Genomic DNA, 18131 nt, shown 5'->3' with positions numbered 1-18131 from the left:
ACCGGACGGCTCGATGTTTCGGCAAGGACGGCGCCGTGCGCGATACAATCGCTGTACGATCGCTCGGGTTCGCCATGGTACACGCCCCCTTTCTCGCCGCGCTGCTCTCGGCCCTCGCGGGCGTGATCGAGGGCTTCGTGCTCGCGATCCTCGTGGCACATCACCAGCACCCGCACGGCGTGAAATCCGGCGTGTCATTCCTCGTCTACCTCCTCTTCGGCGCGTTGTTGGGCGGGATCACGGGCGCCATCGCGGGGGTCTTCCTCCCGCTCGGCCGGGCCGTGGGCGTGGGCGCGGCGGCGTGGCCGCTCGTGTTCGGGATCTTGTGGCTCGTCACGCAGACCGCGGGAGGCAGGCGGGCTTGATCGCGGGCATTCCGCAGAAAATGGCAGGGTTCGTCCGGGCGCACCTGCCCGCGGGCCCTTTCGGCGGCGCGTTTTCGTGGTTCGAGGCGGTTCCACCTGGCCAAACCCGTCGCGATGCCTTACGATGCGACGTGTTCACGTCATGAAGATCGATTTGCCCCGCTCCTGGCGAAAGGTCCTCGCGGACGAGCTCTCGCGCCCCTCGTTCGCCGAGCTCGCCGTGTTCGTCGACGAGGAGCGGAAAAACCACGAGGTTTTCCCGCCCGAGGACGAGGTGTGGAATGCGTTCAAGAAAACCCCGTTCGAGAAGGTCCGCGTGGCCCTGCTCGGCCAGGACCCGTACGTCGGCAAAGGGCAGGCGCACGGGCTCTGCTTTTCGGTTTGTCACTCCCAACGCATCCCGCCCTCGCTCGCCAACATGTTCCGCGAACTGCGCGAGGACATTCCCGGCTTCGAGGTGCCCGACCACGGCTGCCTCGAGCCCTGGGCCGAGCAGGGCGTCTTCCTGCTGAACACCATCCTCACGGTGCGGGCGGGCGAGGTGGGATCCCACCGCGGCAAGGGCTGGGAGACATTCACGGACGGCGTGATTTCGGCCCTCTCTGCGCGAAAAGAACCGGTCATTTTCGCGCTCTTCGGGGCGCACGCGCAGAAAAAGGCGCGCCTCGTGGACGCCTCGCGGCACCCGATCATCAAGACCGGCCATCCTTCGCCGCTCTCGGTGCGGAGTTTTTCCGGGACGAGGCCGTTCTCCGCCATCAACGCGGCGCTGCGCTCGATTGGAAAAACCGAAATCGATTGGAGGTTGCCGCCGCGCCGAGAGCTCGGCGCCGCCGCTCAGGCGTCCGGCCTGCCCTGACCCGAGACCATCGTGAGCGAGGGCTTCGAGCGGCGTGTCGAGGCCCGCCGGACGATCGTCAAGCCGGGCGGCCCCGGTTCGAGGAAGAAGCCGCCCGCGCTGCCGCTCAGGCCCTCGATGGCGGCGTCCGTCGCCGCGAGCGCGTCCACGTTGCCGCGTGGCGCCCACGCCTCCGTGCGCGCGAGGTTGCCCGAAGCAATGTCGAGCTCCGACGCGAGGCGCACGTTCACCGCGTCCACGTGCACGGCCACGTTCGCGTGCACCGCGCTCCCTTCGTCCTGCTGCTGCAGGGCGGCGTGGAGCGTCAGGGCAAACTGCACGGCGGAGCGGCGCTCGGTCTTCGCGTGCACCGGATCGGCCGAGAGCAGCTTGAGCCCGAGGAGCTGCGTGCTCGTGACCGTGGCGAGCAGGAAGCCGCCCGAGCGCATGCATTCCTCGGCGCGTTCGAGGGTCTGGGCGAGGGCCGTGACGAGCGATTCGTCGGCCTCGTCCGCGCCCTCGGGGAAACGCAGATCCACATGGATCCCGACCGCGCGCCGCTCCGCCTCGGCGCGGGCCGTCTCCTCGGATCGGCCTGCATGCACGGCTTCGCGGAGGGTTTCGAGGAAGGCGCCCACGGATTCGAATCGGCGATCGGGCTTTTTTTCGAGGCACCGGAGCACGATGGCGTCGAGCGCGGGGCTCACGGGGGCGCGCTGGCTCGGGCGTGGCGGCGGCGCCGCGAGGTGTTGCTCGACGAGGCCCTCGTGCGCATTCGATTCGAAAGGCGCGCGTCCCGTGAGCAGGACGTGCAGGAGCGCGCCGAGCGCGTAAATGTCGGTGCGCACGTCGATGGGACCACAAAGAATCTGCTCGGGCGCCATGATCGAGGGCGTGCCGAGCTGCTGGCCCATCGAGGTGAGCCCGGCCCGGCCCGGCTCGGGTGCGAGCAGCTTCGCGATCCCGAAATCGAGGAGTTTTACCACGCGCGGCGGGCCCTCGCAGATCATGATGTTGCTCGCCTTCACGTCCCTGTGCACGATCCCGGCCTCGTGCGCGACGGCGAGGGCGGCGCAGACGGGCTCGAGGATTGCGAGCACCTCCTCGGGCGCGAGCCTGCCGCGCGCGCCGAGGTAATTGCGCAGCGTCGTGCCTTCGAGGTATTCCATCACGTAATACGGGGTGCCGTCGGACAACGTGCCGAGCTCGTGGACCTTCACGATGTTCGGGTGGTGGAGACGTAGAATGACCTCGACCTCCCGCACGAATCGCTCGGCCATGCGCGGCAGCGCCATGAGCGCCGGGTGCATCACCTTGATGGCGACGCGCCCGCCTTGGATGCGGTGACGCGCGCGATACACCGATCCGTGCCCGCCTGACGACGCGAGCTCCTCGATCACGTGGTCCCCGAGGATCGTCCCTGCCCGAAGCTCGCCCGAGCGCCCGATTTCTCGGACCTTGCCGTGCGGCAGCGTGGTTTTGTCGTTCTTCCCCCCCATGGCCTGCCCCCTGCTCTCCGTCCTCGAACAGTGCGCCTGAATTCGTAGGAATCAGCGAAAACGGAGATTAATCAGGATAGCACGTCCCGCGCGGCTCCGCGCGTCCACGAGCGGAATTTTCCTGCGTCTACGAGCGATTTCATAATGGCGGTGTCGCGGACGGAGCGGCGGTGTGCTCGGGCACCTCTTTTTCGACCCGCTGCATTTTCAGTCTCTGCACTCTTTTCGAATGCTAGAGTAGCGCCGGCTTTCTTCCTGATTTCATATTTTTCATGTTCGTGCAGGGGTGGGGGGGAAGAAAACATGCAACGCAACACGCTCGCTTTGCTGATGATTTCGTTGGGGACGCTCGTGGGCTGCGGAGACGCGGAGGGTGTCTACGAGGAGGAGGAAGGGGCCGTCGAGGAAGTGGCGGAAGCCATCGTCGAGGGCAACGCGATCCAGCCGAACGCGATCCAGCCAAATGCCATTCAACCGAATGCGATCCAGCCGAACGCGATCCAGCCGAACGCGCTGGCGCCGTCGACGCTCAGCCCGAGCTCGCTCGCCGCGCTGCGGGACCCAGGCGAGGCAGGGCAGTTGTCCCGGCTATTCGTGCGGTATGCCGTGGGCTGCGCGCTGGAGCCGTCGCAGTCGTTCACCGTGACGTGGACGGACGAGCTGGGCGTCACGCGGACCGAGACCTACGTCGGCCAGCTCGGGCTCGCGCCGTCATGGGCGACCGGGCCGCTCGACGAGACGGGGCAACGCTGGGTCTCGGCCTGCATCGCGGCCCGGACGAACTGGTATGGCGTGACGGTCACGCTCTCGATGCGCGCCGTCCACGACGCCATCAAGCACGCGGGGATCGTCGAGCGATATAGCTATCCAAAAGAGGAGGGGGCTTTCTGGGGAAATCTGTTCGCGCCGACACCGTACCTGCATTCCTGCGTGTATGTCCCGAACACAGATTACGTCCGTAGCCGCATGCGGGACTGCGCCGCGGGGCACATCGGCACGAACGGAATCGAGAGCTGCGGCATCATCGAGCGCCGCGGTTCCTGCGATGCCGTTTGTGATTCGCTCGATTCGAACAATGGATTTCGTCCGAAATGCGTTTACGATGCAACGGTGAGCCCCCCTCGAAAGACCACGGAGGTCGTGACGGTGTTCCTGCAATGACGTTGGTCCACGGCGCGCCGCTCGACCCGGGCCCGGTTTCCCTGGGCCCGAGGCGAGGCATGCGATGCCTCGCGTGCGGGCGGCGCGTGCCCGTGGACGGTTGCCCCGAGCATGGCGCGAAGCCGCCGGATTCGAGCACGCCCGAGCGCGTCGAGCTGCCCGCGCCGCCGTTTCCCGGCTACGAGGTCACGGGCACGCTCGGCCGCGGGGGGTTTGGCGTGGTGTACGCGGCACGGCGTATCGCAGGCGGCGAGCGCGTCGCCATCAAGCTCGCGCATCCGGACATGGCCGAAGCCGCGCCGCGCCTCGTGCGCGAGGTCGAGGTGATGCGCGCGGTCGGACCGCCCCACGTGCCGGCGTTTGTCGCGCTCGAAGAGCACGCCTCCGCGGGGACGTACATGGTCATGGAGCTCGTCGCGGAGCGGACGCTCGCCGACCATCTGCTCGCCCGCGCGGGGCCACTTGCAGCGCGCGAGGCGATCGCGCTCGGGCTCGCCGTGCTGCGCGCGCTCGAAGCGATCCACGCGCGGGGCTACGTGCACCGCGATCTGAAGCCGGAGAACATCCTCGTCGACGCCGAAGGCAAACGCGCCGTGTTGCTCGATTTCGGCCTCGCACACGCGGTCTGGCCGGCGGCCCCCGCGCTCACCGCCGCAGGCGCGATCGTGGGCACGAGCGAGTACATGGCGCCCGAGTCGTGCGAGGGGCACCACGGCGAGGACACGCGCGCCGACATCTACGCGATGGGCGTCTTGTTGTATGAGATGCTCACGGGGCGCCCGCCGTTCTTCGGTCCCGCGCCGCTCGTGCGCGAGGGCCACGCGAGCCAGAGGCCGCCGCCCCCTTCGGCCGTCGCGCCTCCGCCGTTCGCCCGATCGATCCCGCCCTTGGTCGAGGAGCTCGTGCTCCGTTGCCTCGCCAAGGCCCCGGCCGATCGGCCCCCATCGGCCGCCTACCTGCGCGCGACCCTCGCCGCCGCGCTCGCATTACCTGACGAGGAGCAGCTCGTGCTCGCCGTGCCCATGAGCGAGCCGCCGCCCGGCACGAAGCCGCCGAAGAGCGCCGAGCGGCGCGTCGTGTGCATCGCCTGCTTCGAGTCGAGCCTCGACGCGATCGCCCTCCGGCGCGCGCTCGAGCCGTTCGGCGCGCAGATCGTTCATGCCTCCGCGGGCCGGTGTGTCGCGGCCTTCGGCCACGAGGTCGACGAGAACCCCGCGCGGCGCGCCCTCGAAGCCGCGCGCGCGCTCACGGAGCAAGGCGCGTGTGAGCGCGTCGCGCTCGATCTCGCGTCCGTCGCGGTCCACCTCGGGCCCGATGGATCACGCCGCATCCTGGCGCCGCGGATCGCCCGCGATGACCGGTTCCCGAAGCCCTCGTCGCCGCGCGGCGTCTCGCTTTCGGCCACCGCGCGCGCCGTGCTCGAGGCCTCGGGCGTCGCGCCGGATCCCCTGCCTGTGGACCTCGATCTCGGCGTCGAGGAGACGCCGCCGACGTCGTCGGGCGAGGGCACGGAGGCCACGCCGTCGCGCATCTCGATCCCGCTCTCCGGGCGCGAGCGCGTGCTCGACGCGCTCACGGAGCTCGGGCGGCAGGCCATCGAGGAGTCGCTGCCTGCGGTCGCCGTCGTGCTGGCCGAGGCGGGCTGCGGAAAGAGTTTTCTGAAGCGCGCACTTCTGGAGCGGCTCGGGCAGGTTTTACCGAGGACGCGGCTCATCGTGTTCTCCGCGCACGAGCCGGTGCACGGCGCGGCGGGGAGCGTGCGCGATCTCTTGCAACGCGCCCTCGGTTTGCCCGCGGAGGCGCCCGAGGACGGCGGGCGGAAGCTGCTTGCGGCGACGCTCGGCCCCGCGCGTCATGCCGAGGCCGGCGCGAGCGTGGCCCTCTCGCTCGGGTGGATCTCGAAGGGCAACGGCGCGACGATCACGGGGTCTTCCACGCTGCACGCGATCGAGGCCGCGCCGGGCGCGCTCCGGACGCTGCTCACGGTGAGCGTGGGCGAGGCGCTTCGGCGCAGGGCGCTCGAGGAGCCGCTCTGCGTGATCCTCGACGACGCGCATTTCGCCGACGACGCGACGCTCGCGATCCTGGATCTCGCCGCGCGGGCAGAAGCGCGCGCGCCGCTCTTCGTATGCGTGCTCGGCAGACCCTCGTTCGAGGAAGACCACCCGTCGTGGGGCGCGCGAGCACATCGCCGCACCGTGCATCGACTCGGCCCGCTCGATCCCGCGAGCGCCGCCGCGCTCTGCCGCGAGCTTTTGCGACCCGCGGAGAACGTGCCGGAGTCGGCGGTCGCGCGGATCGCGGCGCGTGCCGAGGGCGTGCCGCTCCTGCTCGTCGAGCTCGTGCGAGGACTCAAGGCGCAGGGGATCGTCCGGAAGCACCCCTCGGGCAGCGGGTATTTCCTCGCCACCGACGAGCTCGACGATCTGCCGGATCTTCCGCTCATCGAGTGGCTCGCGCATCGCGAGCTCGACGCGCTGCCGCCTGCGGCGCGCGCGCATGCGTGCCTCGCAGCCGTCCTCGGCGCGGAGGTCACGGTCGCCGAGATGCAAGGCGTGCTCGGTCGGCTCGATCGGATGAGCGCGGGCGGGGATTTTCCGCTCGACGCGCGGGTCGGCTCGGAGAGGCTCGTCGCCGCGGGGCTGCTCGCGCGCCACGGACCGGGCCGGTATGCGTTCCGGCACGCGCTCGTGCGCGAGGCGATCGCGCGGTCGGTGCCGGAGGCCCAGCGCGCCCGCATTCATCTCGCGGCCACGGCACATTTGCAGCAAGCCTCGGGCTGGGACGGCCGCTCGCCTCCGCGCGGCGACGAGCGTCACCTCGCGCAGCTCGCGCACCATGCGACGAACGCGGGCGAGCGCGCCCTCGGCGAGCGGGCGTATCTCGCGCTCGCCGACGCGGCGCGGGCGCGGCACGACTGGCTCGACGCGGAGCGCTGCTACACGCGCGCCCTGGAGGCGTCGGCTGCGAGCGCGGGGGCCCCGGACAAACCTCTCGATTTGCGTCAGCGTGCGCTCCGGGGACGGGGTCTCATGCGCTACCGGCTCGGCCGGTATCCGGACGCGCTCGACGACCTCGCCCTCGCGTGTGACGCCGCCGCCGGAGATCACCTCGCGGAGGCCGAGATCCTGCTCGACCAGGCCACGGTCCTCGACTGGATGGCCGACTACGAGGCGTCGCGCGCGCGTGTCGTCTCGGTCCTCGCGATCCTCCCGGAATCGCCGCCGCCCGCGCTCCTCGCGCGCCTCCTGCTCGGCCAGGGTTTGTCGCTCCTCCGCTTCAGCCGCGAGCACGAGGCCGTCCCGTTGCTCGAGCGCGTGATCGAGGTCGCGGACGCGATCGGGGACGAGGCGTACGAGCCTCGCATCGTCGCGCTCTTCATGCTCGGTTTCGTGCTGCCGGCGCTCGGCCGCCTCGTCGATGCCGAGCGGGCGATCGAACGAGCGGTCGAGCTTTGCGAATCGCACGGCGACGACCTCCACCTCGCCAGCGTGATCAACGCGCGGGCGTTTCTCGCGGCGCTCGTCGGGGACAAGGCGCGCATGGTCGCCGACTTCGAGCGGGTCGCCTGGCTCGGCCGCGAGCTTGGCCAGGACTGGCTGGAGATCGCCGCGCACCACAACCTCGGCGAGTACCTCTACCTCTGGGACGATCTCGACGCGGCCGAGCCCCACGCGGCGCGCGCGCTCGCGCTCGAAGTGCGTCACACGGGCGGCGCGCCGCGGCCCGTGATCGCGCTGCTCGACGGCCGCCTGCGGTACTTTCGTGGCGACCTCGAGGGCGCGCGCGAGGCGGCGGCGCGCATCCGGGAGCAGGCAGGCCCGACGCTGCCCGTGCCGGCGGAGGACGTGCTTTGCGTCATGCTGGAGCTCGCCACCAGCGACGCGGACGACGCGGCGTGGGACGCGCTCGAAGCGCGCTCGCGCGAGTTTTCCGTGGGGCAGGAGCGCCTCGAGGTGACGGAGGCCCGCGGTTTGTCGGCGCTCCGTCGCGGGCGCGCGGCCGACGCGCGTCGCCATTTCGAGCGCGCGCTCGAAATCGGGCGGACTCTGCCGAACGTCATGACCCCGCGGATCGAGCGTCTCCTCGCGCGGACGCGGGCGGACGAGGTCACGTTGCGGTCGTAATGCTGATACCCTGGCCGCCGTGGACGGCGTATCGTGCGGGCATGGATGTCGACCGCAATGGGTGGGCGAGCTTTCGGGTTGCGCCGCTCCCCGTGTCGAGCGCGTACACGCTCCTCGCGCCCGATCCTTCGGCGCGCGTCGACATCGCGGTCTGGGCGCACAAGGCCCGCACGTTCTTCGGCGTGGCGCTCGAGCTGCTCCAGCCGAAGGCGTATCCGAACGGCGAGGCGCCCGCGGCGGACGCGGCCGTCGTCCTCGTGCAGCGCAAAGGGCGCAGCGCGGCCACACGTGTGCTCGTCGTGACCGTGCCCGTGGAGGAGGCGCCCGAGGCGCGCGTCTCTGCGGAGGCGGGCGCGGCGGCGATTGGCGGCGCGGGCATGGATGTGCTCGTTCAGCGCGGCAGGCGCGTCTGGCAGGTGTCGAGCGAGGTCGCGGCGGGAGACGATCCGGACGCGCCGCTCGCGCTCGCCGCGATCCTTGCGTCGATCCTGCTCGCGCCGATCGTCCCGCCGGGTGGCGGCACGATCTTCGGCGTGAAGGGGGCGCGGGAGCGGCTGGGATTGGCGTGACGAACGTCGTTCCTGGACGAACCCGGAAGCCCGCACACGACGCGGCCTCCTCGCGTGATCGCGAGCACCTCTTTTTTTCGCGTCTTCTGCGATCTCCGTCCGCACGGGGCCTCCAGCGTCCCCGAGAAAAGGCGGCGACAGGCTTGCGACCGCCTCCGCGTCGGGGTACGGTAGGTGCCTCACGAACGTCACTGGCCCTCGACACGACGCTTTCTTTCCTCCCTCCACTCGGAGGGGGACGGGCTCGCCTCGAACGACTGGCAGACGCAGCGTGTGCTGGCGCGGACTGACCCGCGCGGCACGTCCCCGTTCGATCGCTACGGCTTCGTCGAATGGTCGGCAGAGATGGCGCGCAGCGCGCGAAGGAAGCCGTGAAAGCATCATGTCATGGGAAATCGTCTCTACGTAGGCAACCTCTCCTACAGCACCACCCGCGAGACCCTCGAGCAGGCGTTCTCGGCTGCCGGTGAGGTTCGCGAGATTGCGATGCCGACCGACCGTGAGACCGGTCAGCCGCGCGGCTTCGCGTTCGTCACGATGGGTTCGGCGAGCGCGGCGACGAACGCGATCTCGCAGCTCAACGGGGTGATGCTCGACGGCCGTACGCTCAAGGTCAACGAGGCCCAGGAGCGTCCCCCGCGTGAGGGTGGCGGCGGCGGCGGCGGCGGCCGTGGCTTCGGCGGCGGCGGCGGTGGCGGCTTCGGCGGCGGCGGCGGCGGCGGTGGCCGCGGCGGCTACGGCGGCGGCGGCGGTGGCCGCGGCGGTCGTGGCGGCGGCGGGCGCGATCGTTACTGATCGGTAACGGCCGATCGGCCACGAGCGGCGCGGCGGTTGCCAGAAGGCACCGCCGCGCCGATGCGTCTTTACATCCCCCACGTCCTTCGGGACGCGCAGAACCCCAAGCGAAAGGCAAAGCCGCATGCAGAGGCAGGGAGCGCTGAAGCGCCAGAAGGAACGCGCGCGTCAGGAAAAGCAGCGCGAGAAGACCGCGAACAAACTCGAGCGTCGCAAGGAAAAGGACACGCGCGATACGCACGCGCCGGGTGAAGATCCGGACATCGCCGGCATCGTCCCGGGGCCCCAGCCGCCTCCGGTGGACTGAGCTCGCGAACGCGAATCACCCGCTCTTCTGCGCCTCTCGCGCGCCCTCCGCGCGCTCGCCTGCACCCGAAGCTCGACCTCCCATTTGTGCGGGAGCGGAGCGTCGTGATACGCACCCTCCCATGCGGAACGTGAGACACGTGGGAGTCGTGCTCGTCCTCGGAGTCGCGGCGTGCGGCGGCGCGCCGGGCGCCGGCGGGGCGAACCCCGTGACCACGACGGCGGGTTCTGCGGAGAAGGCGACGAAAGGCGCGGGCGAAGCCGGGGACGCGATCCCGAAGGCACCCGAATCGCAGCAGCCGAACCGATGCGCGAAGGGTGGGCCGTTTCCGGCGCTCTCGGCGACGCCGAAGCCCGCGACAGAGCCTACGCCGCTCCCGTGCCGCGCAAGCGACAAGGCGGCCGAGAGCTCGGTCGCCGCGGAGATGCGGGCGCAGTTCAAGCCCACGCGGCCGGGCAGCACGCTCGACGTCTCGTTCGGATGTGACGGGCTCGATCAGCCCATTGCGAAGCTCGTCTACGAGCGAGGCGCCGGGCACGGCAACCAGCTCGAGATCGTGCAGATCTCCCGTTCGGATCCCGCGGCCGCGTCGTACGACGTGATCGGGATCCGTGAGCCGTCGCCGTTCATGAGCAACCCGAAGACGCCTCCGTTCCAGGTCGTGCGCGCAAAGGTCCCGACCGACGCGGTGCACGCGAGAATGCCTTTCGTACGCGCGGCGCTCCGGACGACGCTGCGCGAGGTCCTGCCGAAGTCGGGGCTCACCGGGTACGCGGCGTTCGGCTCGTCGTCGACCATGCACGCGCTCGTGCGTATCGAGGATGCCGCGGGGCGATCGATCGAGAAAAAATACTCGGACGCGATCGACAGCGACGGCCAGGGCCAGTACCTGCCGCTCCTGCGTGCCGACGCGGAGATCCGGCAGATCGTCGACAAACTTCCGTGGCAGGACGGCCCGGCATCGGGCGACGAGCTCGAGCTCTTCGAGGAGCGCTTCCTCGCGGCGATGGTCGAGTCCCCGGCGCAGGACGCGTGGTGGGTGCGTGCTGCTCATCTGGAGCTCGCCGGCCGCGCCGGGGCACGATCGCTCGTGCCGTCGATCCTCGGACTGCTCGACACGCCTCGTCCCGAGGGGCCTTCCTCGGACGCCTGGGAGCGGAAGCAGGAAGCCGCGATGGAGGCGCTCGCGAAGCTCACGGGGTGGGACCCGCGGAAGGACGCAAAGGGCGCGACGCGCCCGATCGAGGCGGCGGCGCGTGATTTCGTGGCCGAATGCGGAAAGGTCTCGCCCGCGGCGCGATGACACAAGCGCTCGGTCCGCTCCTCGGGGGGCTCTCGCTGGTGCTCGCGCTGGGCTTCGTGCTCGCGCGCGTGCGGGGCCTCGGCGCGCGCGAGGCTGACGTGCTCAATGGGCTCGTCGTCGACGTCACGATGCCCGCGCTGCTCTTCGCCGTGCTCGCGCGGGACGGCATGGCGTGGGGCGCGGCGCGCGTGCTGCCGTGGTCGGCGATCGCGCTCCTCGCCTCGCTCGGCGTGGGTGCTGCCGTGGCGCGGGGCTTCGGCCTCGATGCGCGCGCGATCGGCAGCGCGGGGATCGTCGCGTCCTTCAGCAACACGGGTTTCCTCGGTTTGCCGCTCCTGCTCACGTTGTTCCCGGGCGACGCGGACGCGAGCTCGGCGGCGATGATGATCGACCTCGTCATCACGACGATCCTGCTCTGGACCCTGGGCCAGGCGTACGCCGAGCGCTTCGGCCGCGGCGCGAGCTTCGACGCGAAAGCCGCGCTCCGCATCTTCAAGAAGCCGCTGGTCCTTGCCGTCCCGCTCGGCGCGCTCGTGCACGCGCTTCACCTGCCGATCCCGCCGTTCTTGCTCACCACGCTCGAAGGGCTCGGGCGCACCACGACGTACCTCGTGTTCCTCTCGCTCGGCCTCTCGCTCGACGTGCGCGCTCTCTCGGGCCGCGTCGCGCCGGCCATCGCGATCTGCGCGGTCAAACTCCTCTTCGCGCCGGCCGTGGCGCTCCTCTGCGTCCGCGTCTTCTCGGTGTCCGAGCCGCTCGCCACGGTTGCCGTGCTGCAGTCGGCGATGCCCTCGGCGCTCGCCAGCGTGATCATCGTCGCGCTCACGGGGTGTGATCGTCCGCTTGCGGCGGCGGTTTGCACTCTGGCGTCGCTCGCCTCGATGGCGACCTTGCCTCTGGTCGCCTGGATCATCGACGCCACGCGGCCCTGAGAGGGTGCTCCACAGGCTGCTGCGCGGCTCGATGCGTCGGTCGGCCTCGCTCGACGTACAGTGTACGCCTCGCTCGGCCTCCCTAGCCTCGAGCCGCTCGCTACGCCTGTGGAACACCCTCCGAGCCTGCTAAGGTCGCGGCCGTGCCGAACCCGAACTACATCACGCCCGAGGGGGCGCGTCGGCTCTCGGAGGAGCTCGGCCGGCTCCGCTCGGTGGACCGACCGCGGATCGTCCAGGAGGTCGCGGACGCGGCCGCGCAGGGCGATCGGAGCGAGAACGCCGAGTACATCTACGGCAAGAAGAAGCTGCGCGAGATCGACCGCCGCATGCATTACCTGACCAAACGGCTCGAGAGCGCGGTCGTCGTGGATCCGAAGGAGCAGAAGGGGGACAAGGTCTTCTTCGGCGCGGCCGTCGAGGTCGAGGACGAGGACGGCAAGCGGCACACCTATCGGATCATCGGCGAGGACGAGATCGACAGCAAAACTGGGCACATCAGCTGGAAGTCGCCGGTGGGCCGGGCGCTGCTCGGCAAGAGGCCGGGCGATGTGGTGACGGTGCGTCGTCCGGCGGGCGACATCGAGATGGAGATCGTGAGCGTCAAGTACACGTGAGGTGATACGATGTCCGCGTTTTCCGTCGTAGCGTTCTGCCCGACGGACCGGAGCCATCGATGCCGCCGCGTGCCTTCTTGTCTCTTGCTTCCCTCGCGTTCGTCGCTGTAGGCGCTTCTGCCGCGCTCGCGGCGCCTCCGCTGCCGCCGCCCGCGTCGAGCCCCCCGCCAGCGTCCCCGGCCACGCCGGCTGCTGCTCCTGATGCAGCGTCCGCACCCGCCGCTGCGCCCGCGCCCGCCACGCCTGCGCCCGCGCCCGATTCCATTTCCGCGCCTCCACCTCTCGCCGCGCCGCCGCCAGCGCCTCCGGGCGCCGCGCCTCCTCCGTGGATGTGGCGTCCGCCTCCGCCGGCCTATGGGCTTTATCCTGGCTGGAGGCTCGAAGAGGATCGGCCGTCGAAGGAGACGGACGCGCGGACGTGGTACGGCTGGCAATCGCTGATCGGGGTCATTCCCTCGCACGCGCTCTTCGCGTTCAGCACCTTCGACAACGACCTCGAGTTTCTCATGGTCGCCGGCGTCCTCGGGCATTGCTTGACCTCGCCGATCGTGCACTGGGCGCACGGGAACGTGGGGCGTGGTTTCCTGAGCCTCGGGCTCAACGCGACCCTGCCGCTCGCGGGCATGGCGCTCGCATTCGAGACCGGATCGACCGAGATGCTCATTGCGGCGGGGCTCATCACGATCGTGGGCTGGCCGATCGTCGATACGGTCGCGCTGAGCTACGAGGAGGCTCCGAAATCGAAGGACAAGAGCACGAGCCTGATCCATTCGTTCGGGGTCGTGCCGATGATCGACAGCGATACAAAGGGTTTGTCGCTCGTCGGCCAGTTCTGACGAATGATTTCGGTATGGCTCCCCGAAGCGATCCTTCCGCCCGCCCCCCGTCTCCGCGCGACGCGGCCGTGACGATCCTCCGGCCGCGGGACGCCGAGGGCGCCCTGCATACGTTCGTCGCGGTATTTCTCACGGCTGCCGGGATCTGGTTGTCCTCGCGTTCGTCGTGGGCCGCGTGGTTCGGCGGACAGATCGTGTTCGCGATCTCCTTCGTGAAATGGTTCTCCCTGCTGCATGAGGCCGGGCACCACACGCTTTTCGCGACGCGGGGCCTGAATACCCTCGCCGGCCACCTCGCCTCGGTGATCTCGGTGCTCCCGTATACGAGCTGGAAAGCCATCCATCGCATGCACCACAAATGGACCGGCTTTCAGGACAAGGATCCCACGACATCCTCGCTCGTCCCGCGCCCGCTCGGCGCCTTCGAGCGCGCCGCCATCAACATCGCCTGGCGAGCCTGGATCCCGCTGTTTTCGTTCCTCTACCGGGCACAGAGCTTCTGGCACCTGCCGCGCCTCTTCCGGCTCTTCCCCGATGCACGCGCCCGCCGCGCCTTCGTCGTCAATGCGATCGCCTTGCTCGCGCTGTATGCCGCGGCTTTCGTGTTCGTTGGACCTCTGGCGATGCTACGGCTCTTCGGGCTCGGCCTCTTTCTCGGGTTCGCGTGGATGGACGTCATCATGTTGAGCCAGCACACGCACATCCCGCTCGAACTCTCCCACGGCGCCGACGTCGCGCCGATTCCCGCGCCCGAGCAGGCGCCGTATACGCGTTCGCTGCGGTTTTCGTGGTTCCTCTCGACGTTCGTGCTGACGGGATTCGACGCGCACGAATTGCACCACGTCTTTCCTTTCGTGCCGGGCCCGCGCCTTCGGAACATCCCGTGGACGCCGCCGAACGAGGCGCCCGCGTGGGCCTGGATTCGCGCGGCCAAGGCCGTCCCGGCCGAGGTTTTTCTCTTCAAGAACCGGAGCACCTCCGGCCTCTCGATCTAGACCCGTGGAACCCGTGGCGCTCTCTCCGCTCGCTTGTGCCGGGCTCCTCGTCGGGAGCTTCGTCCTCGGCGGCGCCTGCCAGTCCGCGTGGTTCGCGCACCCGCTCTCGAAACGTTTCACGCGTCCGCTCGACGGCGGATGCACGTTCCGGGGGCGACGCATCTTCGGCGACAACAAGACCACGCGTGGCTTCGTGGTCATCGTGCCCGCGACCGCGCTCGCCATGGCCGGCCTCGGGACCGCGGCTCCGCGCCTCGGCCTCGCCGTGTGGCCTCTTTCGTTGTCCGGGCTTTTTCTGCTCGGTGCGGTCTCGGCGCTCGGGTTGATGCTCGGGGAGCTGCCGAATTCGTTCGTCAAACGTCAGCTCGACGTCGAGCCCGGCGCGCCGCCGAAGCATCGCGTGGGACGCGTGATCTCGGCCGTGGCGGATCGGCTGGACTCGGTCGTGGGCGCGCTCGTCGGCGCATCGTTGGTGGTCGAACTATCCTGGAGGACGGCGTTTTACTGCCTCCTGATCGGGCCGCCGATCCACGGGCTTTTCAGTGCCCTTTTGTGGGTGCTGGGCGTGAAGAAGAGGGCAGGATGAAGGGGCGCGGGGGGATCGAGGGGATGCTGCGGAGACGGCCGTTCGTGCGTGGGTTCGACGGCGTCGACGACGTCGCGCTCGTCGGCGGGAAGGGGCGATCGCTGCAGGAGCTCCGCGCCGTGGGGGCACCAGTGCCCGAAGGCGTGATCCTGACGACCGCGTTCTCCGCGGCGCTGACGGACGAGGGCAAACCCGTGCCTGCGCGCTGCGTGGAGGCGCTCGACGAGGTGCGCCGGAGGCTCGGCGGTGGCCCGCTGATCGTGCGGAGCTCGGCCGTCGGCGAGGACGGGACGACCGCGGCTTTTGCGGGGCTTCTCGAATCGATCTTTCCGGTCGACGGCGCGGATTCTGCGGCGCTCGTCGCGGCTGTACGGCGCTCTGTGGCCTCGCGCGCGGCGCTTCGCGTGCGCGCGTACGAGGAGGCCCGCAAGGTGCGTTTGCAGGGCGTCGCCGTCGTCGTACAGCGGCTCGTTCCCAGCGCGGCGGCCGGCGTTCTTTTCACCGACGGCGTCATGCTTCGTGGCGAATGGTGCCGCGGGCACGGGCAAGCGCTCGTCGACGGCGCGATCACGCCGGGCGCTTTCCGCCTGGATCGCCGTGCTTCGGAAGGCACGCGGCGCATCGCGCACGTGGAGCGTTTGCCGGAGGACGGGAGCCCGTTTCCGCTGACGAACGATGCCGCGCGTGAGCTCGTGAAACACGCGACCACGCTCGAACGGCGGCGAGGCCTCTCGCTCGATGTCGAGTGGGCCGTCGATCCCGAGGGCGCGCTCTGGATCGTGCAGGCGCGGCCCGTCACGGATCGGCGCACGTTCCTCTGGTCGAACGCGAACATCAGCGAGAACTTCCCGGCGCCGGTGACGCCGCTGGTCGTCTCATTCGCCCGCGCGGGGTACGACGCGTACTTCCGCAACCTGGCACGCGAGTTCGGCATCGAGGACGCGCGCATCGCGGCCCACGACGAGGCGTTCCGGGGCATCGTCGACGCGCTCGGCGCGCGGCTCTACTACAACCTCTCGCACATCCACGCGGTCCTCCGGCTCATGCCGTTCGGCGACTGGTTCGTGGACAGCTTCGACGTCTTCGTCGGTGCAGGCGCTTCCTCGCCCGAGGGGCGGCGCGTGACCGACGAGATCACGGCGCTCGGCCGCGTGATCACGCACGTGGCGCGCGCGTATCGTGATCTGCCGGCGCGCGTGGCCCGCTTCGAACGTGCGGTCGACGACGTCGCGTCGCGTTTTCATCCGCGCGAGGTCGCGACGATGCCGGAGCGCGCGCTTGCCGAAGGACTCGAAGCGATCCTCGACGTGCGGCTGCGGCGCTGGGTCGACGCCTCGCTCGCCGATTGCGCGGCCGCCGTCACGTACCGGGCGCTGCAAGCGCTGCTTCGCGTGATCGATCGCGACGACGCGGGCGCGAGCGTGCATGGCACGGACGATCCTGCGGCGCGGCATCATGCGCTTCTGAAGGGGCTCGACGTCGCCGGCGCGTGGTCGCTGCGTTCGCTCTGGGAGCTTGCGGTCGTGGTGCACGCGGATGCACCTGCGCGGGAGGCGCTCGCCACGTGTGGCGGGAGGTTTGCCGTGTTTCGCGGTGCGCTCGATCCGGAGCTCGGCGCGCGTGTCGATGAATGGCTCGATCGGTTCGGCTTTCGCGGATCGGGCGAGCTCTTGCTCACCGAGCCCTCGCTCGCGGAGGAGCCCGACCGCCTCTTGCTGCTGCTCTCGCGGTACGTGGAAGCCGTTGGAGATCCAAGCATCGAGAGCCCCGCGCGTGCCTTCGAGCGCCAGCGGGCCGAGCGGGAGCGCGAGACAGCGCGGCTTCGCGCGCGGCTCACGGGACCTCGTCGCGCCTTGCGACCGCTCTTCGACGCGCTCGTGCTCGCGACGCAGACCTCCGTGCAGCTCCGCGAGCGCGCGCGATTTCGGCAGGCCTTGCTGTATACGCGCCTGCGCGGCGTCGCGCTCGCCCTCGGCCGGCGGCTTGTCGCGGCAGGCATCACGGACGCCGTCGACGACGTATTTTTCTTTCGGTTCGACGAGCTCGCGGATCTCGCGGCGGACCGCGCTTCCCCGAGCGATGTGCGTGTGCTCGTCGCGACGCGCCGCGACGAACATGCCGCGCTCTCCGCGCTCGATCTACCCGACGTCTTCACCCTCGCCGCGGGCACGTTCGTCGCGCCTTCCGCGCTCGAAACGTCTGCCGCACCCGCGCCCGATCTCTCGACCGACGACGGCGTTCTGCGCGGCGTCCCGGCGAGCGGTGGCCGCGTCTCGGGGCGCGCCGCGGTGCTCGGAGGCCTCGCGGATGCGGCGAGGCTCGCGCCCGGCGACGTGCTCGTCGCGCGACAAACGGATCCCGGCTGGGCACCGCTGTTTTTCCTGGTAAAGGGCCTCGTCCTCGAGCGTGGCGGCATGCTCTCGCATGGTTCGATCCTCGCGCGGGAGCTCGGCATTCCTTCGGTCGTCGGTGTCCCCGAGGCGACCACGCGGATCTCCCACGGGCGCGACATCGTCGTCGATGGAGACACGGGACATGTCCGATTCCCCTGAACACGAGCGGCTCGACGTGGGCCCGTGGGCCTGGGACTGGTTCTGCGAGCGCGTGCTCGCGTCGTGGTATCTGCTCGTGCCTCTTGCGCTCCTGATCACGCTCGCGGGCGGCGCAAGGAACATGCTCGTCCGCGGCCTGGTGGCGTTCGTGTGCATCGTCGCGCTTCGGTTGTGGGACGACGTCGAGGACCTCGCGCACGATCGCCGTCACTACCCCATGCGTGTGCTCTGCCGCCTCCCTTCTTCGAAAGGGCCTCGGAGCCTCGCGTATGTCGGCCTCGTCGCCTCCTGCGTCCCCACCCTCGTGCTCGGCGGTGAGTACGCTCCTCTCGCAGGCGCCACCTTTGCCGCTGCGGCGGGCGTCTATGAAGCGCGCTCGGTGTGGCCCCACCTGCGTGTGGTCTTCGCCCACGTGATTCTGCTCAAGGTGCCCGCGCTCGCGATTGCGCTCGCGTTCCCCGCCATGCCTCCGCGCGTGGTTCTCGGCCGCGCTCTGGCGCTTTACGGCGTGGTTGGCTCCTACGAGCTCCTGCACGACGCGGAGGCGCGCCGCTCGCCTTTCGCGCTCGCGCTTGCCCTCGTCGACCTTGTTTGCCTCTGCGCCGGACTCGCCGTCTGGCTGCTTCACGACCGCATTTTCCCCTGAAGG

At 70.0% G+C, this 18131-nt stretch carries 16 protein-coding genes; 15 read left to right on the top strand and 1 reads right to left on the bottom strand.

The window, feature by feature from the left end:
- The first annotated feature begins 74 nt into the window (after positions 1 to 74).
- Entirely contained in the window at positions 75 to 365 is a 291-nt protein-coding gene (locus KEG57_RS27280) for a hypothetical protein (protein ID WP_272419181.1), read from the top strand.
- Between the two features lie 124 nt (positions 366 to 489).
- Positions 490 to 1224 carry a uracil-DNA glycosylase gene (gene ung / locus KEG57_RS27275; RefSeq protein ID WP_272419183.1) on the top strand — a complete coding sequence of 245 codons (735 nt, stop codon included), beginning with the start codon at positions 490 to 492 and terminating at the stop codon, positions 1222 to 1224.
- Here the strand turns inward: ung and KEG57_RS27270 are convergent.
- On the bottom strand, positions 1203 to 2702 hold the full coding sequence (locus KEG57_RS27270; protein ID WP_272419185.1) for a serine/threonine-protein kinase: 1500 nt from the start codon (positions 2700 to 2702) through the stop codon (positions 1203 to 1205). The two genes, ung and KEG57_RS27270, sit on opposite strands and share 22 nt — an antisense overlap.
- 303 nt (positions 2703 to 3005) lie before the next feature.
- Between KEG57_RS27270 and KEG57_RS27265 the strand changes: the two genes are divergently transcribed.
- From KEG57_RS27265 to KEG57_RS27205, 13 genes are all read left to right on the top strand, one after another.
- Positions 3006 to 3863, top strand: coding sequence for a hypothetical protein (locus KEG57_RS27265; protein WP_272458892.1), 858 nt, complete (start codon positions 3006 to 3008; stop codon positions 3861 to 3863).
- 59 nt (positions 3864 to 3922) lie between these two features.
- Positions 3923 to 7990 (top strand): serine/threonine-protein kinase, encoded by a 4068-nt coding sequence (locus KEG57_RS27260; protein WP_272419188.1) that lies wholly within the window; start codon positions 3923 to 3925, stop codon positions 7988 to 7990.
- 41 nt (positions 7991 to 8031) lie between these two features.
- Positions 8032 to 8559, top strand: a complete 528-nt coding sequence (locus tag KEG57_RS27255; RefSeq protein WP_272419189.1) for a hypothetical protein — start codon at positions 8032 to 8034, stop codon at positions 8557 to 8559.
- Positions 8560 to 8946: 387 nt separating this feature from the next.
- Entirely contained in the window at positions 8947 to 9354 is a 408-nt protein-coding gene (locus KEG57_RS27250) for an RNA recognition motif domain-containing protein (RefSeq protein WP_272419191.1), read from the top strand.
- A gap of 124 nt (positions 9355 to 9478) precedes the next feature.
- On the top strand, positions 9479 to 9661 hold the full coding sequence (locus KEG57_RS27245) for a hypothetical protein (RefSeq protein WP_272419193.1): 183 nt from the start codon (positions 9479 to 9481) through the stop codon (positions 9659 to 9661).
- A gap of 121 nt (positions 9662 to 9782) precedes the next feature.
- A complete protein-coding gene (locus KEG57_RS27240) occupies positions 9783 to 10964 on the top strand; it encodes a hypothetical protein (protein ID WP_272419195.1) in 1182 nt (393 codons plus the stop codon).
- The gene (locus KEG57_RS27235) at positions 10934 to 11896 is read left to right on the top strand and encodes an AEC family transporter (RefSeq protein WP_272419197.1); all 963 of its coding nucleotides are present in this window, start codon (positions 10934 to 10936) and stop codon (positions 11894 to 11896) included. The genes KEG57_RS27240 and KEG57_RS27235 overlap by 31 nt, the downstream gene beginning before the upstream one ends.
- A 143-nt stretch (positions 11897 to 12039) precedes the next feature.
- Positions 12040 to 12513, top strand: a complete 474-nt coding sequence (gene greB / locus KEG57_RS27230; RefSeq protein WP_272419199.1) for a transcription elongation factor GreB — start codon at positions 12040 to 12042, stop codon at positions 12511 to 12513.
- Positions 12514 to 12572: 59 nt separating this feature from the next.
- A complete protein-coding gene (locus tag KEG57_RS27225; RefSeq protein ID WP_272419201.1) occupies positions 12573 to 13349 on the top strand; it encodes a hypothetical protein in 777 nt (258 codons plus the stop codon).
- 14 nt (positions 13350 to 13363) lie between these two features.
- A complete protein-coding gene (locus KEG57_RS27220) occupies positions 13364 to 14344 on the top strand; it encodes a fatty acid desaturase family protein (RefSeq protein WP_272419202.1) in 981 nt (326 codons plus the stop codon).
- A gap of 13 nt (positions 14345 to 14357) precedes the next feature.
- The gene (locus tag KEG57_RS27215; protein WP_272419204.1) at positions 14358 to 14930 is read left to right on the top strand and encodes a CDP-archaeol synthase; all 573 of its coding nucleotides are present in this window, start codon (positions 14358 to 14360) and stop codon (positions 14928 to 14930) included.
- Entirely contained in the window at positions 14927 to 17482 is a 2556-nt protein-coding gene (locus KEG57_RS27210; RefSeq protein WP_272419207.1) for a PEP/pyruvate-binding domain-containing protein, read from the top strand. The genes KEG57_RS27215 and KEG57_RS27210 overlap by 4 nt, the downstream gene beginning before the upstream one ends.
- A complete protein-coding gene (locus KEG57_RS27205; RefSeq protein WP_272419208.1) occupies positions 17466 to 18128 on the top strand; it encodes a hypothetical protein in 663 nt (220 codons plus the stop codon). Before KEG57_RS27210 ends, KEG57_RS27205 begins: the two co-directional genes overlap by 17 nt.
- Positions 18129 to 18131: the final 3 nt, after the last annotated feature.

The sequence above is a fragment of the Polyangium jinanense genome, from assembly GCF_028435365.1.
The sequence above is the reverse complement of the archived record's forward strand: the minus strand, read 5'-3'. Positions and strand labels throughout refer to the sequence as shown.